Genomic DNA, 15,787 nt, shown 5'->3' with positions numbered 1-15,787 from the left:
GCAGCCGTCAGGCCCCGCCGCCGCCCGCCCGCACCAGACCCGTCTCGTACGCCAGGACGACCACCTGCACCCGGTCCCGCAGACCGAGCTTCGTGAGGATGCGGCCCACATGGGTCTTCACTGTGGCCTCCGACAGGACGAGCCGCGCCGCGATCTCCCCGTTCGACAGCCCCTGGGCGACCAGGATCATGACCTCGCGCTCGCGGTCGGTGAGCCGCTCCAGCTCCTTGTGCTGGGGCTGCCCGCCTGCGTTCGGCAGCATCGGCGCGAAACGGTCCAGGAGGCGCCGCGTCGTGGACGGCGCGACCACCGCGTCACCGCTGTGCACGGAGCGGATCGCGGCGAGCAGCTCACCCGGGGGCACGTCCTTCAGCATGAAGCCGGAGGCGCCCGCCTTCAGCCCCGAGAAGGCGTACTCGTCGAGGTCGAACGTCGTCAGGATCAGGACCTTGGGCGGGTTCGCGTCCTGGCAGATGCGCCGGGTCGTCTCCACGCCGTCCAGTTTCGGCATGCGTACGTCCATGAGCACCACGTCGACCTCGGTCGTCCGCAGCGCCTGCAGCGCCTCGACCCCGTCGCCCGCCTCCGCCACGACCTCCATGTCCGGCTGTGCGGCGAGCACCATCCGGAACCCCGTGCGCAGCAGCGCCTGGTCGTCGACGAGCATGACGCGGATCGACATCAAAGGCCCTTTCGTTTCGGTGACGTGTTCGTTTCGGTGACAGGTGTCAGTTTGCGGGCTTGAGCGGGAGAAGCGCACTGATGCGGAAGCCGCCGCCCGGCCGCGGTCCCGCGTCCAGCGTGCCGCCGACCATGCCGACGCGCTCCCGCATGCCGATCAGGCCGTGCCCGCTGCCGTCCGCGCCGCCGTCCTCGTACAGCTCGTGCGGCGCGCCCTTGCCGTCGTCCTCGACGAGCAGCCCGAGGCCGTCGTCGAAGTAGACGAGGCGCACGCTCGCGCCGGTGTTCTCGCCGCCGTGCTTGCGGGTGTTGGTGAGCGCCTCCTGCACGATGCGGTACGCCGTGAGCTCGACGCCGCTGGGCAGCGGGCGCGGGGTTCCCTCGACCTTGAAGTCGACCGGGAGGCCTGCCGTGCGCACCTGCTCGATGAGCTCGTCGAGCTGCTCGACGTCGGGCTGCGGGACGTACTCACCGCTCTCCTGGTGCTCGCCGGTGCGCAGCACGCCCAGCAGCCTGCGCATCTCGGCCAGGGCCTGCCGTCCGGTGCCGGAGATGGTCTCCAGGGCCTGCTTGGCCTGCTCGGGGGCCGCGTCCAGGACGTACGCCGCGCCGTCGGCCTGGACGACCATCACCGAGACGTTGTGCGCGACGACGTCGTGCAGCTCGCGTGCGATGCGGGCCCGCTCGGCGGCCACCGCGACCTTGGACTGCGCCGCCCGCTCCTTCTCCAGGCGGTCGGCGCGCTCCTCCAGCTGCGCGAAGTACGCGCGGCGGGTGCGGATGGAGTCGCCGAGCACCCAGGCAAGGGCGAACGGCACCATCTGGAAGATCGTGAAGAAGATGCTGCCGAAGGTGCTTATGCTCTCCTCCGGCCAGCGCAGCGACGACATCGGAGCCGCGCACAGACCGCCGATGAGGGCGAACCGCGAGGCCCACTTCGCGCCGTCGGCCGACGCGGTGTAGATGATCACCAGCATCGCGAAGTCGGCCGGCATCGTCTTCACGTCGAAGATCAGCTGGGCGACGCCGAGCACGACGGCGAGGACGAGCATCTTCTCGACGTACTTGCGGCGCAGCGCCACCACGACGGACATGCCGAGGACGATGACGGCGGCCGCGACCTTCGGGTCCCGGCCTTCCCCCTCGGCCATGGAGACCAGACCGATGCCGGACATCCCGAGCAGGACGAGGGCCCAGAAGCCATCGACCCCGGTCGGGTGTCTGCGGAGGAAGTCATAGACGCGCTGCACGTAACCCAGCGTAGGCAGCGGGACGGCCCTCCGGGGTCAACCGGAGGTCCGATCCGTACCGCTCGCGTGTACTCCCCAAGGTGGAGGCCCGCTTAGCCTTCTCGCGTGACGAACGAGGTCCGAGGTGAGCGGAAAGACGCGCGGCGTGGCTGGCGGGAGGCCATGGAGGCCGCTCTGTACGGGCCCGGCGGCTTCTATCTGCGCCCCGAGGGGCCCGCGGGACACTTCCGGACGTCGGTGCACGCCTCGGCCCATTTCGCGGGCGCGGTGGCCCGGCTGCTGTGCCGGGTGGACGAGGCTCTCGACCACCCGGACGAGTTGGCGTTCGTCGATCTTGGCGCGGGGCGCGGCGAGTTGACCGCGGGCGTCCTCGACGCCCTGCCCGCCGACGTGGCGCCACGCGTGCGTGCCTGCGCGGTCGAGCGGGCCGCGCGCCCGGCGGGACTCGACCCGCGCGTCGAGTGGAGTGAGCTGCCGCCCAGCGGCGCCCATGGCCTGCTCTTCGCCAACGAATGGCTCGACAACGTCCCCCTGGACGTCGTCGAGGTGGACCCCGAGGGCCTGGCCCGGCACGTGCTCGTCGGCGACGACGGCAGCGAGTCCTTCGGCGACACGGTGGAGGGCGCGGACGCCTCCTGGCTCGCGCGCTGGTGGCCGCTCGCCCCGGAGCCCGGCCTGCGCGCGGAGATCGGCCGCCCCCGGGACGAGGCGTGGGCGGCGGCCGCGGCGACGCTGACGCGCGGTCTCGCGGTCGCCGTGGACTACGCGCACGACCGCGCCGCACGGCCGCCCTTCGGGACGCTGACCGGCTTCCGAGGGGGCCGCGAGGTGGCTCCCGTGCCCGACGGCACGTGCGACATCACCGCCCATGTGGCACTGGACGCGTGCGCGCTGCCCGGAGCCCGTCTGCTCACCCAGCGGGCGGCCCTGCGGGCGCTCGGCGTGCGCGGTGGCCGCCCGCCGCTCTCCCTGGCCTCCAGTGACCCGGCCGCGTACGTACGCGGCCTCACGCACGCGGGGGAGGCGGCCGAACTGACCGCTCAGGGCGGACTCGGCGACTTCGGGTGGCTGATCCAGCCGGTGGGGATCGACGAGGCGCCCGGCGGGCCGCTACTTGTCGATGTCGCCGACCACGAAGAACAGTGACCCCAGGATCGCCACCATGTCGGCGACCAGCTGCCCCGGCAGCAGCTCGGCGAGCGCCTGGATGTTGTTGTACGACGCCGAGCGGAGCTTCAGGCGGTACGGGGTCTTCTCGCCCTTGGAGACCAAGTAGTAGCCGTTGATGCCCAGGGGGTTCTCGGTCCACGCGTACGTGTGGCCCTCGGGGGCCTTGAGCACCTTGGGGAGGCGCTGGTTGACCGGCCCCGGCGGCAGCTCGGCGAGCCGCTCCAGGCAGGCGTCGGCGAGGTCGAGGGCGTTGTGGGTCTGCTCAAGGAGGCACTCGAAGCGGGCCAGGCAGTCGCCCTCCTGACGCGTGACGACCTTCAGGGTGTCCTGGAGCTCCCCGTACGCGAGGTAGGGCTCGTCGCGGCGCAGGTCGAAGTCGACTCCGGAGGCGCGGGCGATGGGACCGCTCACTCCGTAGGCGTGCACCGCCTGCGGGGAGAGCACGCCGACGCCGCGCGTACGTCCCCGGAAGATCTCGTTGCCGAGCACCAGCTTGTCGTACACGTCCATGCGGGAGCGGACCGATGCGACAGCTGCACGCGCGCGTGCGGCCCATCCGGCGGGCAGGTCCTCCTTGAGGCCGCCGACCCGGTTGAACATGTAGTGCATGCGGCCGCCGGAGATCTCCTCCATCACGTTCTGCAGCTCCTCGCGCTCCCGGAACGCGTGGAACACCGGGGTGATCCCGCCCAGTTCGAGGGGATAGGAGCCGAGGAACATCAGGTGGTTGAGGACGCGGTTCAGCTCGGCGAGCAGCGTGCGCATCCAGACGGCGCGCTCGGGCACCTCCATGCCGAGCATCCGCTCCACGGCGAGGACGACCCCGAGCTCGTTCGAGAACGCGGACAGCCAGTCGTGCCGGTTGGCGAGCACCACGATCTGCCGGTAGTCACGCGCTTCGAAGAGCTTCTCCGCACCGCGGTGCATGTAGCCGATGACCGGCTCGGCCTGCTGGATGCGCTCACCGTCGAGGACGAGGCGCAGCCGCAGCACGCCGTGCGTGGACGGGTGCTGCGGGCCGATGTTGAGCACCATGTCGGTGCTCTCCGCGGCGCCGCCGATGCCGAGCGTGGTCTCCGTCGTGGGGCTCATGCGCGCATTCTCTCGTACGCGCGCTCCTACGCGACTGTCACGTCGGCTACGTACGCTTGAGGCATGGAAACGGGGACGGCGGGACCGGCACGGCCGGCGCAGCCGGGAGAGTCAGACGCGGAGCCGGTGTGGACCGGGCTGCCGCGGGGGGTCCTGCGGATGCGGCGACTGCTCCTCGTGGTGTGGCTCGTGCCGCTCGCGGCGGCCGTCGGGGTGCTCCTGTGGATGGTCGCCGGGCCGTCGTGGGCGGCGTTCGCGACCGTCCCGCTGGCCTTCGTCGCGTGGGGCTGGCCGATGCTGGGGCGCAACTGGCGCTCGTGGCGGTACGCGGAGCGGGTGGACGACCTCCTGATCAGCCGGGGCGTGCTCTGGCGCGAGGAGACCGTCGTCCCGTACGGCCGGATGCAGCTCGTCGAGGTGACTTCGGGGCCCGTGGAACGCTACTTCGGCCTGGCCGGGGTCCAACTGCACACGGCGGCCGCCGCCACGGACGCCCGCATCCCCGGCCTCGTCCCCGAGGAGGCGGAGCGGCTGCGCGACCGGCTCACCGAACTGGGCGAAGCCCGCTCGGCGGGGCTGTGAGCGGCGTACGGGAGGTGGCGGGGGAGGAACAGGCCCCTGGCGTCGAAGTCGTGCGAGAGCGGCGTCTGCACCCCGTCACGCCCCTGCGCAGGGCCTGGGCCCCGGTCGCGGTCCTCGTGGGTTTCGCGGTGCACGACCCGGGCGGCACACAGCGCCGGGTCTCCGAGCTCCCGGTGACCGGGCTGCTCGCCGGCGTCGCCGCCGTCCTCCTGGGCGGCGCCTTCTACGGCTTCATGAGCTGGTGGTTCACGCACTTCGCCGTCACCGACACCGAACTGCGCATCCGTACCGGCCTGATCTTCCGGCGCACCGCGCACATCCGGCTCGACCGGCTCCAGGCGGTGGACGTGACGCAGCCGCTCGCGGCCCGTATCGCGGGCGTCGCCAAGCTCAAGCTGGACGTCGTCGGGACGGAGAAGAAGGACGAACTGGCCTTTCTGGGGCAGGAGGAGGCCTCCTTCCTGCGGGCCGAACTCCTCGCGCGCGCGGCCGGTTTCGCTCCCGAGACGGCGCACGAGGTCGGCGAGGCGCCGGTCGACAACCTGGTGCACGTACCGCCGCGCATGCTCGCCATCGCCCTGCTCCTGACCGGCACGACGTGGGCCATGCTCGTCGCCGCGCTCATCGTGCCGCCCTTCCTGTGGTTCGTCACCCACAACCTGTGGACGGTGCTCGCGACGGGACTGCCCATGCTGGGCGGCGCGTTCGCCGGCAGCGTGGGGCGCTTCATCGGGGAGTACGACTGGAAGGTGGGCGAGTCCCCCGACGGTCTGCGCATCGACCACGGGCTGCTCGACAAGGCGCACGAGACGGTGCCCCCGGGCCGCGTGCAGACGGTGCGCGTCGTGGAGCCGTGGCTGTGGCGGCGGCGCGGCTGGGTGCGGGTGGAGCTGGATGTCGCGGGCTCGTCCAACGGCGTCCTGGTCCCGGTCGCGCCGCGGGAGGTCGCGGAGGCCGTGATCGCGCGCATCCTGCCGGGGGTGCGGGTGCCGGACGCCGCCGAGCTCGTCCGCCCGCCCGCGCGGGCCGCGTGGTGCCTTCCGGTGTGGTGGAAGGGGTACGGCCTGACGGTGACGGACACGGTTTTCGCGGCGCGGCACGGTCTGCTGCGCCGCCGCCTGTCCCTGGTCCCGCACGCGAAGGTGCAGAGCGTGCGGCTCACACAGGGGCCCTGGGAGCGCTTCAAGGAAGTGGCGGACGTGCACGTCGACACGGGCGCCGGCAAGACGGTGACGGCGCGGTTGCGGCCCACGGAGGAGGCGTTCGCGCTGCTGTCCGCACAGGCGGAGAGGTCGCGCACGGGACGCAGGACGGCGCGGCCGGACCGCTGGATGGCGTAGCCGAGAACTTCCAGCCCCTCCGGCGTTTGAGGAGCGGGGTCTGGGGCGGAGCCCCAGTTTCGGGAAGGGGCGGGATGGGGGAGAGCCCCGCAGGGACTGCCTCTACGCCCGCAACGCCGTCCGCAGCTCCGCCACGTCGATCTGCTCGGTCTCGTCATGCGCCGTCAGGTCGATGACCTGGCCCACGCCCCGCGCGGCGTCGTCCTGCGGCACGTCCTTGAACTCCGCCTCGGACTCCGCCTTGTGCACGGCAAGTGCCTCCTCGCCCACGACGTCCGCGAGGTCCTCGTTCTGCACGGACTCCAGCGCACCGGCGCTCGCCTCGCTCTTCGTGCCGAAGAAGTCGAAGCCGCCCTGGACGCGCTGGCGTCGCCTCTGCGCGGGCGGCGCGACGGCCACCGCGCGCTCATGCCCGCCGTACCCCTCGGCCGCCCCGGACTTCCCCCGCGCTTCGTCCCCGTCCGCGCGCTGCCGGGAGGCATCGCCCTCGGGGGAGGGCTTCGGGGTCAGCCGGTCGAGCGCCATGTTCGCCCTGTCGTACAGCGACGGGGGCGCGATCGACCCCGGGCGCACGACGGGAGCCGGCGCATCGGCGCGGGCCGCGGGCTCCGCGCGCGTGGGGGCCGGCGGCAACGCCCGCGCCGGGGTGGACGCCTCGATGGCGAGCAGCCGCCGCCCCTCGAGGGCGCTCGCGCGCTCGGTCTCCGCCGTCGCGTACCGCCGCAGGAGCGCCGCGTGTTCGTTGCGCAGGGCGGCGAGCTCGGCCCGCTTGGACCGCAGCTTCGTCTCCAGACGGCCCCGGATCTCGCGGGACTCGTCGAGGTCGGACTCGCACTCGGCTATGCGTTCCTCGTAGCGCCACTCGTCGCTCTTGCGGGCCCGGCCCAGCTCGGCGACCTGCTTGCCGGCCGCCAGGTCCCAGCGGCGCATGACGACCGAGCCCACGACGGCAGCCGCCGCCGCGGCGGCGGCCAGGCCGCGGAGCACGACGGGTTCCGCGAACAGCCAGGCGCCACCGGCGCAGACAAGGGAGAGGCCTGCGACCGTCGAGGGAGGAAGCAGCCTGTGCAGGGGTGGGGAATGGCGGTGACGTCCACGTGGCATGGCCAGAAACTTACCGCGCGTAGGCGAACTATGGTGCCCCGCCCGCCAAAATGAGAGCGTCACAGCGCTAACTCCCCACCCTTCACGATCCTCTTCGGCCACTCAACTCCACTTTCGGCCGAGCCACTTCGAGGATGCTCCTCCTTCCCGCGCTACTTCTTGATCAATCCCTTCGACTCCAGATACTCCTTGGCGACATCGGCTTCCTTCTGCCGCTCCACATCGACCTTCCGGTCGAGTTCCGCGAGGTCTTCCGTCGTCAGGGTCTTGGTCAGCTTCCCGAGCGCGTCGGCTATCTCCTTGCCGCCCGCTTCCTTCGCGTTCACAACCGGAAGGATGTTGTCCGCGTTCTGCAGCTTCTTGTCGTCCTCAAGGGCCACAAGACCGAAGCTGTCGAGCGTCGCGTCGGTGGTCGTGGTCAGCACCACCTGGTCCGTGCCGTTCTTCACGGCCTGCTTGGACTGCGTGGTGCCGACGCCCTTGGGATCGATTCCCGCGACATCGATGCCGTACGTCTTCTTGAGTCCCGGGGCGCAGAACGGGCGCGACTCGCATTCGTCACTCGCGGCGATCTTGACCTTCTCGCCGGACTTACCGAGATCCGAAAGCGTCTTGAGCTTGTGCTCCTTGGCGTATTCCTTGCTCACCGCGAACGCGTTCTGGTCGACCGCTTCGCCGGCGGGCAGCACCTTCAGGCCCTCCGGTTCCGCGAGCTTCTTCAGCGCGGCCACCGTGGCGTCGACGTCATTCGAGGCGACCGGCTTCGCCTTCGGGCCGTTCTTGCCGAGGTTGAGGAACTCCGCGAGCGTCGCCGCGTATTCGGGGGCGACATCGATCGAGCCCTTCTTGAGCTCGGGTTCGTACACCTCGCGGTTCTGGACGGTCTTGACCTCGGCGTCGTATCCGGCGTCCTCAAGGACGCCCACATAGAGCTCGGCGAGCACTTTCTGCTCGGTGAAGCGGGCCGACCCGACCACGATCTTGCCCTTGCCGCCCGCCTTGTCCCCTTCGCCCTTGCCGTCCTTCTCCAGGCTGTCCCCGCCGCACGCGGTGAGCCCCGCGGTCAGCGCCACGACGGCCACGGCCGCCCCTGCCATCCGTCGCGCGCGACGCGTTGTGCTGTTCATGGGTGAACCACCATTTCGAAAGACCCGGTAGAACTGGAAAACGTGAGGATCTCGGGAATCACCGTGCGACCCCCGAGCGCCCTCGCATGGGACTGAACACCTTCCCCACCACGACGAGCACCACCTCCACGAAGAGCGCGAGAAGCGCCACAAGGAGCGCGCCCGCCACCACCTGGGGCGTGTTCTGCAGGTTGAACCCGGCGGTGATGATCCGGCCCAGGCCCCCCTCGCCCGCCATCGCGGCCAGCGTCGCCGTCGCGACGACCTGCACGCCCGCGGACCGCACGCCCGTCATGATCAGTGGGTACGCGAGGGGCAGTTCGACCCGCGCGAACAGCTGGCGGCCGCTCATGCCCATCCCCCGGGCCGCCTCCACCACCGCCCGGTCGACCTCACGCATCCCGATGTACGCGTTGGTCAGCAGCGGCGGCACGGCGAAGAGCACGAGCGCGATGAGCGTCGGGATGTCCCCGTGCTCGCCGAGCGGGGTGAGCGTGAGCAGCACGAGCACCGCGAGCGTCGGCACCGCGCGGCCGATGTTCGAGATGTTCACCGCGAGGGCGCCGCCCTTGCCGATGTGGCCGAGGTACAGGGCGATCGGCAGCGCGATCAGGCACGCTACGGCCAGGCAGACCCCGCTGAAGTAGAGGTGCTCGGCGAGGCGGTGCCACACCCCCTTCTCGCCCTGCCAGTTGGCACTCGTGGTCAGCCAGTCGTACGCGCCGGATATCGCGTTCATGCAGGTTCAGCCACCTTGGCCGTGCGGTCCGCCGGGGCGGGACGCTTCGTACGTATGCGGTGGACGCGGGTCCACGGGGTCAGCCACCGCTGCAGCGCGAGGAGGAGCAGGTCGGCGACGACCGCGAGGACCACGCAGAGCGCGGACGCGGTGAGCACCTGGGCCTTGAAAGTCGTGTCGAGGCCGTCGAGGATCAGCGATCCGAGGCCTCCGTAGTCGACGATCGCGCCCACCGTCGTCAGGGCCACCGTCGAGACCGTGGTGATGCGGACTCCGGCGAGCAGGGCGGGCAGCGCGAGCGGCAGTTCCACCTCCCACAGCAGCCTCAGCGGGCCGTACCCCATCCCCTTGGCCGCGTCCCTGGCCTCGTCCGGCACGGCCTGGAGCCCCGCCAGGATGTTCCGCACCAGGATCGTCAGGGAGTACAGCACGAGGCCCGTGACGACCAGCGAAGCCGAGAGGCCGAAGAAGGGCAGAAGGAGCGAGAACATCGCGAGCGACGGAACGGTGTAGAGCACGGTCGTCACGCCGAGGATCGGTCCCGCCAGGAAGCGCCAGCGCCGTGCGAGCAGCGCGAGCGGCAGCGAGACGGCGACACCGATGGCGACCGAGGCGGCGGTGATGCCCACGTGCTGCACGGTGGCGTCGATCAGCTCCTGGCTGCGGGAGCGGACGTACTCCCCGCAGATCCAGTCGTTCGTCACCAGACAGTTCTCTTCGCTCATCCCGCCCCACTCCCCCCGAGTCCCGTTTCCTGAGGCCGTCTGGCGACCCTAACGCGCAGCACCGACAATCGCCGAGACTCGTCGTACTGGCGCAACATGGGCTTTACACAACGCCCGCAACAATGGGGAATCATGATCCGGTTCGAGCACGTCACCAAGCGGTACGAGGACGGCACCACGGCCGTCGACGACCTGTCCTTCGAGGTCGCCGAGGGTGAACTGGTCACGCTCGTCGGCCCGTCGGGCTGCGGCAAGACGACGACGATGAAGATGGTGAACCGCCTCATCGAGCCGTCCGAGGGCCGGATATGCGTCGAGGGCGACGACATATCGACCATCGATCCGGTGCAACTCCGGCGCCGTATCGGCTATGTCATCCAGCAGGTCGGCCTCTTTCCGCACAAAACGGTCCTGGAGAACACGGCGACCGTCCCGCACCTGCTCGGCGTGAAGCGCGGCAAGGCCCGCGAGCGTGCCGCCGAACTTCTCGACCTGGTCGGCCTCGACCCCGCCACCTTCGGCGACCGCTACCCCGAGCAGCTCTCCGGAGGGCAGCGCCAGCGCGTCGGTGTGGCCCGCGCGCTGGCGGCCGACCCGCCCGTGCTCCTGATGGACGAGCCGTTCGGCGCGGTCGACCCCGTGGTGCGCGAGCACCTGCAGAACGAGTTCCTCCGCCTCCAGCAGGCCGTCCGCAAGACCGTCCTCTTCGTCACGCACGACATCGAGGAGGCGGTCCGTCTTGGCGACCGCATGGCCGTCTACGGAGACGGGCGCATCGAGCAGTTCGACACCCCGTCGACGATCCTGGGCGCACCGGCCAACGCGTACGTGGCGGACTTCGTCGGCGCGGACCGCGGCCTCAAGCGGCTCTCCGTGACGCCCATCGAGGAGGGCGACCTGGAGCAGCCCCCCGTCGTGCACCTGGACGACCCGCTGCCCGCGCGGCTCGACGCCCAGTGGGCGGTCGTCCTGGACGGCGAGAACAACCTGCACGGCTGGATCTCCGCCGAGCACGCGCACGGCGCCAAGGGCACCGTCAGGGATCACGCCCGCCGCATGGAGGCGTGGCTCCCGGTGGGCGCCACCCTCAAGCAGGCGTTCGCCACGATGCTCCAGCACGACGCGGGCTGGATCGCGGTCATCGACAAGGACAGCGAGGGCCGCTTCCTGGGCGTCCTCACCCCGGCCCGGCTGCACGAGGCGCTGCGCAGGTCGACGGCGGCCGACGCGCGCGCCATCGCGCGCGAGGAGGTCGAGCTGGAGTCCGTCACGGCCATCAGCAAGCCCTGAGGAGCCACTTGACCTGCCGAGTCGCTACTTGCCGTGCAGCCGCCCGCTGATCCACTCCAGGGTGGCGGGGATCTCCCGGCGCCAGGTGTTGAAGTTGTGCCCGCCGCTGTCGAGCGTGATGGACGAGACCCTGGTGGGCGCCTTCACCTTGCCGATGAACTTCTCGGTGTCCGCGAAGTTGTCCTCTCCTTGTTTGCTGGTGGTGACAAGGAGGGACGTCCTGGGCGCCGGCATGTGGTCGAGGTACCACATGAGGTCGGCACGCTCCTCCAACTCCTTGTCGCCGTGGAAGAGATCGCCCGTCGTCACGTCGATGGGCGCCTTGTAGTACGCGGAGAGGCCCGCCCCGGCGGCGTACACGTCGGGATGGTGCAGAGCGAGCTTCAGGGCGCAGTAGCCGCCCGTGGAGTCGCCGATGACGCCCCAGCTCCCCGCGGTGCGGCCCGCCCTGTAGTGCTCGGAGATGGCGCCGGGCAGATCCTTGGCGAAGAACGTCTCGGCCTGCGGCCCGCCGGGGATGTCCACGCACTCGGTGTCGCGCGGCGGCGCCACGGTGGGCCGCATCATGACGAGGATCATCGGCTTCATCTTGTCCCGCCTGACCAGCGAGTGGGCGGTCTGCGGGTAGTGCAGGCCCTTGATCAGCGCCTCGGCGGTGCCGGGGTAGCCGGTCAGCACCACGGACACCGGGAACGTGCGGTTCTTGTACCGCGGCTGGAAGTACTCGGGCGGCAGGTAGACGTACGCGGGGCTCGCTATGTCCGCCTCCTTCCCACTGACGACCACCTTCTGGATCTGTCCGCCGGTCGACGGCCTGCCGCCGCCTGGCACGTTCACGGGCCGGGTGCCGCGCACGTCGACGGGGGACCCGCCCTCGGCGGGATCGTGGTCGACGACGACTCCGGGGCTCGTCTCCTGGCCGAAGAGGTCCGCCCACGTGGCGTAGAAGCCGAACGCCTGATTGGCCGCGAGGCCGACCGAGGCGAAGATCGCCAACTGGGTGGCGATGAGCAGCCCTACGCGGCCGATGACGGACCGCCAGGTCTGGCGGGCCAGGCGCGGCCAGAACCAGATTGTGCCGATGAACAGCAGGACGGCGAGGAGAACCGCCAACACGAGGAGCTTGTTGCTCGTCAGACCCATGGAACGTCCTGCCTGCGCTTTCTGCCAGTTCCGTGGTTCTTTTCCGGCGGTTTTCCGGTCGGGAGTGAACCCGACTCCCAGAAGGACCGTCCTAGAGGGCGCAATGTCGCCGGATGCCGTTTTGGTGCCGGAATCAAGGTCTCTCGCAGAACCACGGGATGCGATGTCTGTCAGGATAGATGCGGAAATGTCGGGTGGGGTTCCGGACAGTGAGGGCAGCCGCCCCGAGGGACGGCGCCGTACCGGCGGGCTCCGTGACGGCATCCACAGCAGATTCAGTCGGCTGCCGCGCGGCCCACGCCCCGAGTCCGTACCGGCCCTCGTCGCCCGCGCCTGCACCCTCGTGGGCCTGCTGAACATAGCGGCCGGCGTCTTCCCGCGCTTCCGGCACAGCCGCATGCACGCCGTCGCCGAGGTCCTGCCCGGCGCACTCGGCCCCTTCGCCGCCGCGCTCGCGCTCAGCTCCGGCGTCCTCCTGCTGCTCCTCGCGCACGGCCTGCGCCGCCACAAGCGGCGGGCCTGGCGGGCCGCCGTGGTGCTGCTCCCGGCCGGTGCCGTCGCGCAGTTCGCCTACCGGCACTCGGTCATCGGCGTACTGATCTCCCTCGCCCTCCTGACGCTGCTCCTTCGCCACCGGGGCGAGTTCGCCGCGCTGCCCGACCCGCGCAGCCGCTGGCGCGCGGTCGCCAACTTCGTCCTCCTCGGGGCCGGTTCGATCGCCCTCGGCCTCGTGATCGTCAGTGTCCACCCGGGCAAGGTCATCGGGGACCCGAGCATCACGGACCGCCTCGCCCACGTCCTGTACGGCCTGTTCGGCTTCGAGGGCCCGGTCGACTACTACGGCACCACGTCCTGGACCGTCGCCTACTCGCTGGGCGCGCTCGGCATGCTCACCGCCCTCACCACCATCTACCTGGCCTTCCGCCCCGAACACCCGGCCGCGCGCCTCACCGAGGACGACGAGGCCAAGCTGCGCGCCCTGCTCGACAAGCACGGCGCCCGCGACTCCCTCGGCCACTTCGCGCTCCGCCGCGACAAGGGCGCCGTCTTCTCGCCCAGCGGCAAGGCCGCGGTCACCTACCGCGTCGTCTCCGGGGTGATGCTCGCGAGCGGCGACCCCATCGGGGACGTGGAGGCCTGGCCCGGCGCCATCGAACGCTTCATGGACGAGGCCAAGGCCCATTCCTGGACGCCCGCAGTGATGGGCTGCTCCGAGACCGGCGGCGAGGTCTGGACCCGCGAGACCGGCCTCGACGCCCTCGAACTGGGCGACGAGGCGGTGGTGGACGTCGTGGATTTCTCCCTGTCCGGGCGTGCGATGCGCAACGTACGCCAGATGGTCAAGCGGATCGAGCGCAATGGCTACGAGACGCGCGTACGGCGGGTGCGTGACCTCGGGGAGCGCGAACTGGAACGGATACAGCGCGCCGCCGACGACTGGCGCGGCACCGACACCGAACGCGGCTTCTCCATGGCGCTCGGCCGCATCGGCGACCCGGACGACGGCGGCTGTCTGATCGCCACCGCCCACAAGGCCGACGACGAACCGGGCCCCTACGGAGACCTCAAGGCCGTCCTCCACTTCGTCCCCTGGGGCACGGACGGCGTCTCCCTGGACCTCATGCGCCGCGACCGCGCCGCCGACCCCGGCATGAACGAGCTGCTCATCGTGGCCGCCCTGCAGGCCGCCCCGAAGCTCGGCATCGCGCGCGTGTCCCTCAACTTCGCGATGTTCCGCGCGGCCCTCGCCCGCGGCGAGAAGATCGGCGCGGGGCCCGTCCTGCGCGCCTGGAGGGGCCTGCTCGTCTTCCTCTCGCGCTGGTTCCAGATCGAGTCGCTCTACAAGTTCAACGCGAAGTTCCGCCCCCGCTGGGAGCCCCGCTTCGTCGTCTACCGCTCCTCCAAGGACCTCCCCCGCATCGGCTTCGCCGCCATGCAGGCCGAGGGCTTCGTGACCCTGGCGATGCCCCGCGTCCTGCGCCGTGCGGGCGCACAGCGCCGCCCCTGCCCGCACCGGACCACAGAGCGTGAGGTCCGGGCGGCATAGCGCCCGCCCGCTCGGGCCTAGGCTGGAGGCATGAGTACGTTGCGCGGGTGGGGAACGGTCGAGGGGCTGCCCCAGTGGGGCCGCTGTGCGGTCATGGGGGTCGTGAACGTGACCCCCGACTCCTTCTCCGACGGGGGCCGCTGGTTCGACACCACGGCCGCCGTCAAGCACGGCATCGACCTGGTCGCCCAGGGCGCCGACCTGGTCGACGTGGGCGGTGAGTCCACCCGTCCCGGCGCCACACGCGTGGACGAGGACGAGGAGCTGCGGCGCGTGGTCCCCGTCGTGCGGGGCCTGGCCGCCGAAGGCGTGACGGTCTCCGTGGACACCATGCGCGCCACCGTCGCCGAGCAGGCACTGGCCGCGGGCGCCGTCCTGGTCAACGACGTCAGCGGGGGCCTCGCCGACGAGCGCATGGTCCCCGCGGTCGCCGCCGCGGGTGCGCCCTTCGTGGTGATGCACTGGCGCGGCTTCCTCGCCGACATCCACGCCACACCCGTGTACGAGGACGTGGTCTCCGAAGTCGTCGACGAGCTTCACGCGCGCGTGCGGGCGGCCATCGAGGGCGGCATCGCCCCCGAGCGCATCGTCGTCGACCCCGGACTCGGCTTCTCCAAGAACGCGGAGCACGACCTGGCGCTCCTGGCCCGCATCGACCGCCTGCGCGAGCTCGGCCACCCGATCCTGGTCGCCGCATCGCGCAAGCGTTTCCTCGGCCGTGTCCTCGCAGGGCCCGAGGGCGCCCCGCCGCCCGCCCGCGAGCGCGACGCGGCCACCGCCGCGGTCTCCGCCATCGCCGCCCACCAGGGCGCGTGGGCGGTCCGTGTGCACGAGGTGCGGGCCACCGCCGACGCCGTCCGTGTCGCACACGCCGTGACCAGCGCGGCGGGCGGTTCTCGGTGACCGGGGCCAGGACCGACGTCGAACAGGTCGAGCTGGCCAACACGGCCTTCTACGAAGCTCTGGAGCGCGGCGACTTCGACGAGCTCTCCGACCTCTGGCTGGACGCGGACGCGGCTCCCGAGGCGCACGACCCCGACGCCCGGGACGACGAGGACATCGCGGAGGACGGCGCCGAGGCCGCGATCTCCTGCGTCCACCCGGGCTGGCCGGTGCTCACGGGCCGCGGCGAGGTCCTCAGGTCGTACGCGCTGATCATGGCGAACACCGAGTACATCCAGTTCTTCCTGACCGACGTGCACGTCGGAGTGGCCGGTGACACCGCCCTGGTGACCTGCACGGAGAACATCCTCAGCGGCGGCCCGCCGCCCGAGGCCGGCGGCGAACTCGGTCCGCTCGTCGGCCAGCTCGTCGTCGCCACCAATGTGTTCCGCCGCACAGTCGACGGCTGGAAGCTCTGGTCGCACCACGCCTCACCCGTGCTCTCCGAAACCGACGACGAAGAGGGCGAGGACACACCCTCTTGAGTGGGTAGGGGCGATTCCGGGAGCCCCCGCGGACGAGGGCTGTCAGTGCACGCGGGTAGATTCGATCGAG

15 protein-coding genes are annotated in these 15,787 nt (G+C 71.1%); 7 read left to right on the top strand and 8 right to left on the bottom strand.

Annotated elements, in window-relative coordinates:
• Nucleotides 1-7 precede the first annotated feature (7 nt).
• Together AB0M70_RS33770 and AB0M70_RS33765 are read right to left on the bottom strand one after the other, a co-directional pair.
• On the bottom strand, nt 8-682 hold the full coding sequence (locus AB0M70_RS33770; protein ID WP_365826117.1) for a response regulator transcription factor: 675 nt from the start codon (nt 680-682) through the stop codon (nt 8-10).
• Nucleotides 683-728: 46 nt separating this feature from the next.
• Nucleotides 729-1,931, bottom strand: coding sequence for a sensor histidine kinase (locus AB0M70_RS33765; protein WP_365826115.1), 1,203 nt, complete (start codon nt 1,929-1,931; stop codon nt 729-731).
• A 162-nt stretch (nt 1,932-2,093) separates the two neighbouring features.
• Between AB0M70_RS33765 and AB0M70_RS33760 the strand changes: the two genes are divergently transcribed.
• Nucleotides 2,094-3,077, top strand: a complete 984-nt coding sequence (locus AB0M70_RS33760) for an SAM-dependent methyltransferase (protein ID WP_365826217.1) — start codon at nt 2,094-2,096, stop codon at nt 3,075-3,077.
• Here the strand turns inward: AB0M70_RS33760 and AB0M70_RS33755 are convergent.
• A complete protein-coding gene (locus AB0M70_RS33755; RefSeq protein WP_365826113.1) occupies nt 3,042-4,193 on the bottom strand; it encodes an NADH-quinone oxidoreductase subunit D in 1,152 nt (383 codons plus the stop codon). The two genes, AB0M70_RS33760 and AB0M70_RS33755, sit on opposite strands and share 36 nt — an antisense overlap.
• Nucleotides 4,194-4,256: 63 nt before the next feature.
• Here AB0M70_RS33755 and AB0M70_RS33750 point away from each other — a divergent pair, with 63 nt between their 5' ends.
• Both AB0M70_RS33750 and AB0M70_RS33745 read left to right on the top strand, forming a co-directional pair.
• Nucleotides 4,257-4,775: a PH domain-containing protein gene (locus AB0M70_RS33750; protein ID WP_365826111.1), complete on the top strand. Its 519-nt coding sequence runs from the start codon at nt 4,257-4,259 to the stop codon at nt 4,773-4,775.
• Entirely contained in the window at nt 4,772-6,115 is a 1,344-nt protein-coding gene (locus tag AB0M70_RS33745) for a PH domain-containing protein (RefSeq protein WP_365826109.1), read from the top strand. The genes AB0M70_RS33750 and AB0M70_RS33745 overlap by 4 nt, the downstream gene beginning before the upstream one ends.
• Nucleotides 6,116-6,217: 102 nt before the next feature.
• Here the strand turns inward: AB0M70_RS33745 and AB0M70_RS33740 are convergent, their stop codons facing one another.
• The 4 genes from AB0M70_RS33740 to AB0M70_RS33725 form a co-directional block, all read right to left on the bottom strand.
• Nucleotides 6,218-7,219 carry a hypothetical protein gene (locus AB0M70_RS33740; RefSeq protein WP_365826107.1) on the bottom strand — a complete coding sequence of 334 codons (1,002 nt, stop codon included), beginning with the start codon at nt 7,217-7,219 and terminating at the stop codon, nt 6,218-6,220.
• Between the two features lie 152 nt (nt 7,220-7,371).
• Nucleotides 7,372-8,346, bottom strand: a complete 975-nt coding sequence (locus AB0M70_RS33735; RefSeq protein WP_365826105.1) for an ABC transporter substrate-binding protein — start codon at nt 8,344-8,346, stop codon at nt 7,372-7,374.
• A 58-nt stretch (nt 8,347-8,404) separates the two neighbouring features.
• The gene (locus AB0M70_RS33730) at nt 8,405-9,085 is read right to left on the bottom strand and encodes an ABC transporter permease (protein WP_365826103.1); all 681 of its coding nucleotides are present in this window, start codon (nt 9,083-9,085) and stop codon (nt 8,405-8,407) included.
• On the bottom strand, nt 9,082-9,810 hold the full coding sequence (locus tag AB0M70_RS33725; protein ID WP_365826101.1) for an ABC transporter permease: 729 nt from the start codon (nt 9,808-9,810) through the stop codon (nt 9,082-9,084). Before AB0M70_RS33725 ends, AB0M70_RS33730 begins: the two co-directional genes overlap by 4 nt.
• Before the next feature lie 132 nt (nt 9,811-9,942).
• Here AB0M70_RS33725 and AB0M70_RS33720 point away from each other — a divergent pair, with 132 nt between their 5' ends.
• The gene (locus AB0M70_RS33720; protein WP_365826099.1) at nt 9,943-11,100 is read left to right on the top strand and encodes a betaine/proline/choline family ABC transporter ATP-binding protein; all 1,158 of its coding nucleotides are present in this window, start codon (nt 9,943-9,945) and stop codon (nt 11,098-11,100) included.
• 24 nt (nt 11,101-11,124) lie between these two features.
• Here the strand turns inward: AB0M70_RS33720 and AB0M70_RS33715 are convergent, their stop codons facing one another.
• The gene (locus AB0M70_RS33715; RefSeq protein WP_365826097.1) at nt 11,125-12,243 is read right to left on the bottom strand and encodes an alpha/beta hydrolase-fold protein; all 1,119 of its coding nucleotides are present in this window, start codon (nt 12,241-12,243) and stop codon (nt 11,125-11,127) included.
• A gap of 163 nt (nt 12,244-12,406) precedes the next feature.
• On the opposite strand from AB0M70_RS33715, the gene AB0M70_RS33710 reads away from it, so the two are divergent.
• Genes AB0M70_RS33710 through AB0M70_RS33700 form a run of 3 tightly spaced genes read left to right on the top strand, consistent with a single transcriptional unit; the run spans nt 12,407 to nt 15,717 of the window.
• Complete coding sequence (locus AB0M70_RS33710) at nt 12,407-14,290, top strand: phosphatidylglycerol lysyltransferase domain-containing protein (RefSeq protein ID WP_365826095.1); 1,884 nt, start codon at nt 12,407-12,409, stop codon at nt 14,288-14,290.
• A gap of 30 nt (nt 14,291-14,320) precedes the next feature.
• A complete protein-coding gene (folP, locus tag AB0M70_RS33705; RefSeq protein WP_365826093.1) occupies nt 14,321-15,193 on the top strand; it encodes a dihydropteroate synthase in 873 nt (290 codons plus the stop codon).
• Entirely contained in the window at nt 15,190-15,717 is a 528-nt protein-coding gene (locus tag AB0M70_RS33700) for a nuclear transport factor 2 family protein (protein ID WP_365826091.1), read from the top strand. The genes folP and AB0M70_RS33700 overlap by 4 nt, the downstream gene beginning before the upstream one ends.
• Nucleotides 15,718-15,787 lie beyond the last annotated feature (70 nt).

The organism is Streptomyces sp. NPDC051214 (genome assembly GCF_040682375.1).
Lineage (GTDB): Bacteria > Actinomycetota > Actinomycetes > Streptomycetales > Streptomycetaceae > Streptomyces.
Note: the sequence above shows the minus strand (reverse complement) of the source record. Positions and strands in the feature narration are given on the sequence as shown.

Bases quoted from the DNA above. Each gene is read 5' to 3' on its own strand.
- AB0M70_RS33760 (WP_365826217.1), top strand. From the start codon at position 2,094: ATGGAGGCCGCTCTGTACGGGCCCGGCGGCTTCTATCTGCGCCCCGAG.
- AB0M70_RS33750 (WP_365826111.1), top strand. From the start codon at position 4,257: ATGGAAACGGGGACGGCGGGACCGGCACGGCCGGCGCAGCCGGGAGAG.
- AB0M70_RS33715 (WP_365826097.1), bottom strand. From the start codon at position 12,243: ATGGGTCTGACGAGCAACAAGCTCCTCGTGTTGGCGGTTCTCCTCGCC.
- AB0M70_RS33735 (WP_365826105.1), bottom strand. From the start codon at position 8,346: ATGAACAGCACAACGCGTCGCGCGCGACGGATGGCAGGGGCGGCCGTG.
- AB0M70_RS33755 (WP_365826113.1), bottom strand. From the start codon at position 4,193: ATGAGCCCCACGACGGAGACCACGCTCGGCATCGGCGGCGCCGCGGAG.
- AB0M70_RS33770 (WP_365826117.1), bottom strand. From the start codon at position 682: ATGTCGATCCGCGTCATGCTCGTCGACGACCAGGCGCTGCTGCGCACG.
- AB0M70_RS33740 (WP_365826107.1), bottom strand. From the start codon at position 7,219: ATGCCACGTGGACGTCACCGCCATTCCCCACCCCTGCACAGGCTGCTT.
- AB0M70_RS33725 (WP_365826101.1), bottom strand. From the start codon at position 9,810: ATGAGCGAAGAGAACTGTCTGGTGACGAACGACTGGATCTGCGGGGAG.
- folP (WP_365826093.1), top strand. From the start codon at position 14,321: ATGAGTACGTTGCGCGGGTGGGGAACGGTCGAGGGGCTGCCCCAGTGG.
- AB0M70_RS33720 (WP_365826099.1), top strand. From the start codon at position 9,943: ATGATCCGGTTCGAGCACGTCACCAAGCGGTACGAGGACGGCACCACG.
- AB0M70_RS33730 (WP_365826103.1), bottom strand. From the start codon at position 9,085: ATGAACGCGATATCCGGCGCGTACGACTGGCTGACCACGAGTGCCAAC.
- AB0M70_RS33710 (WP_365826095.1), top strand. From the start codon at position 12,407: ATGTCTGTCAGGATAGATGCGGAAATGTCGGGTGGGGTTCCGGACAGT.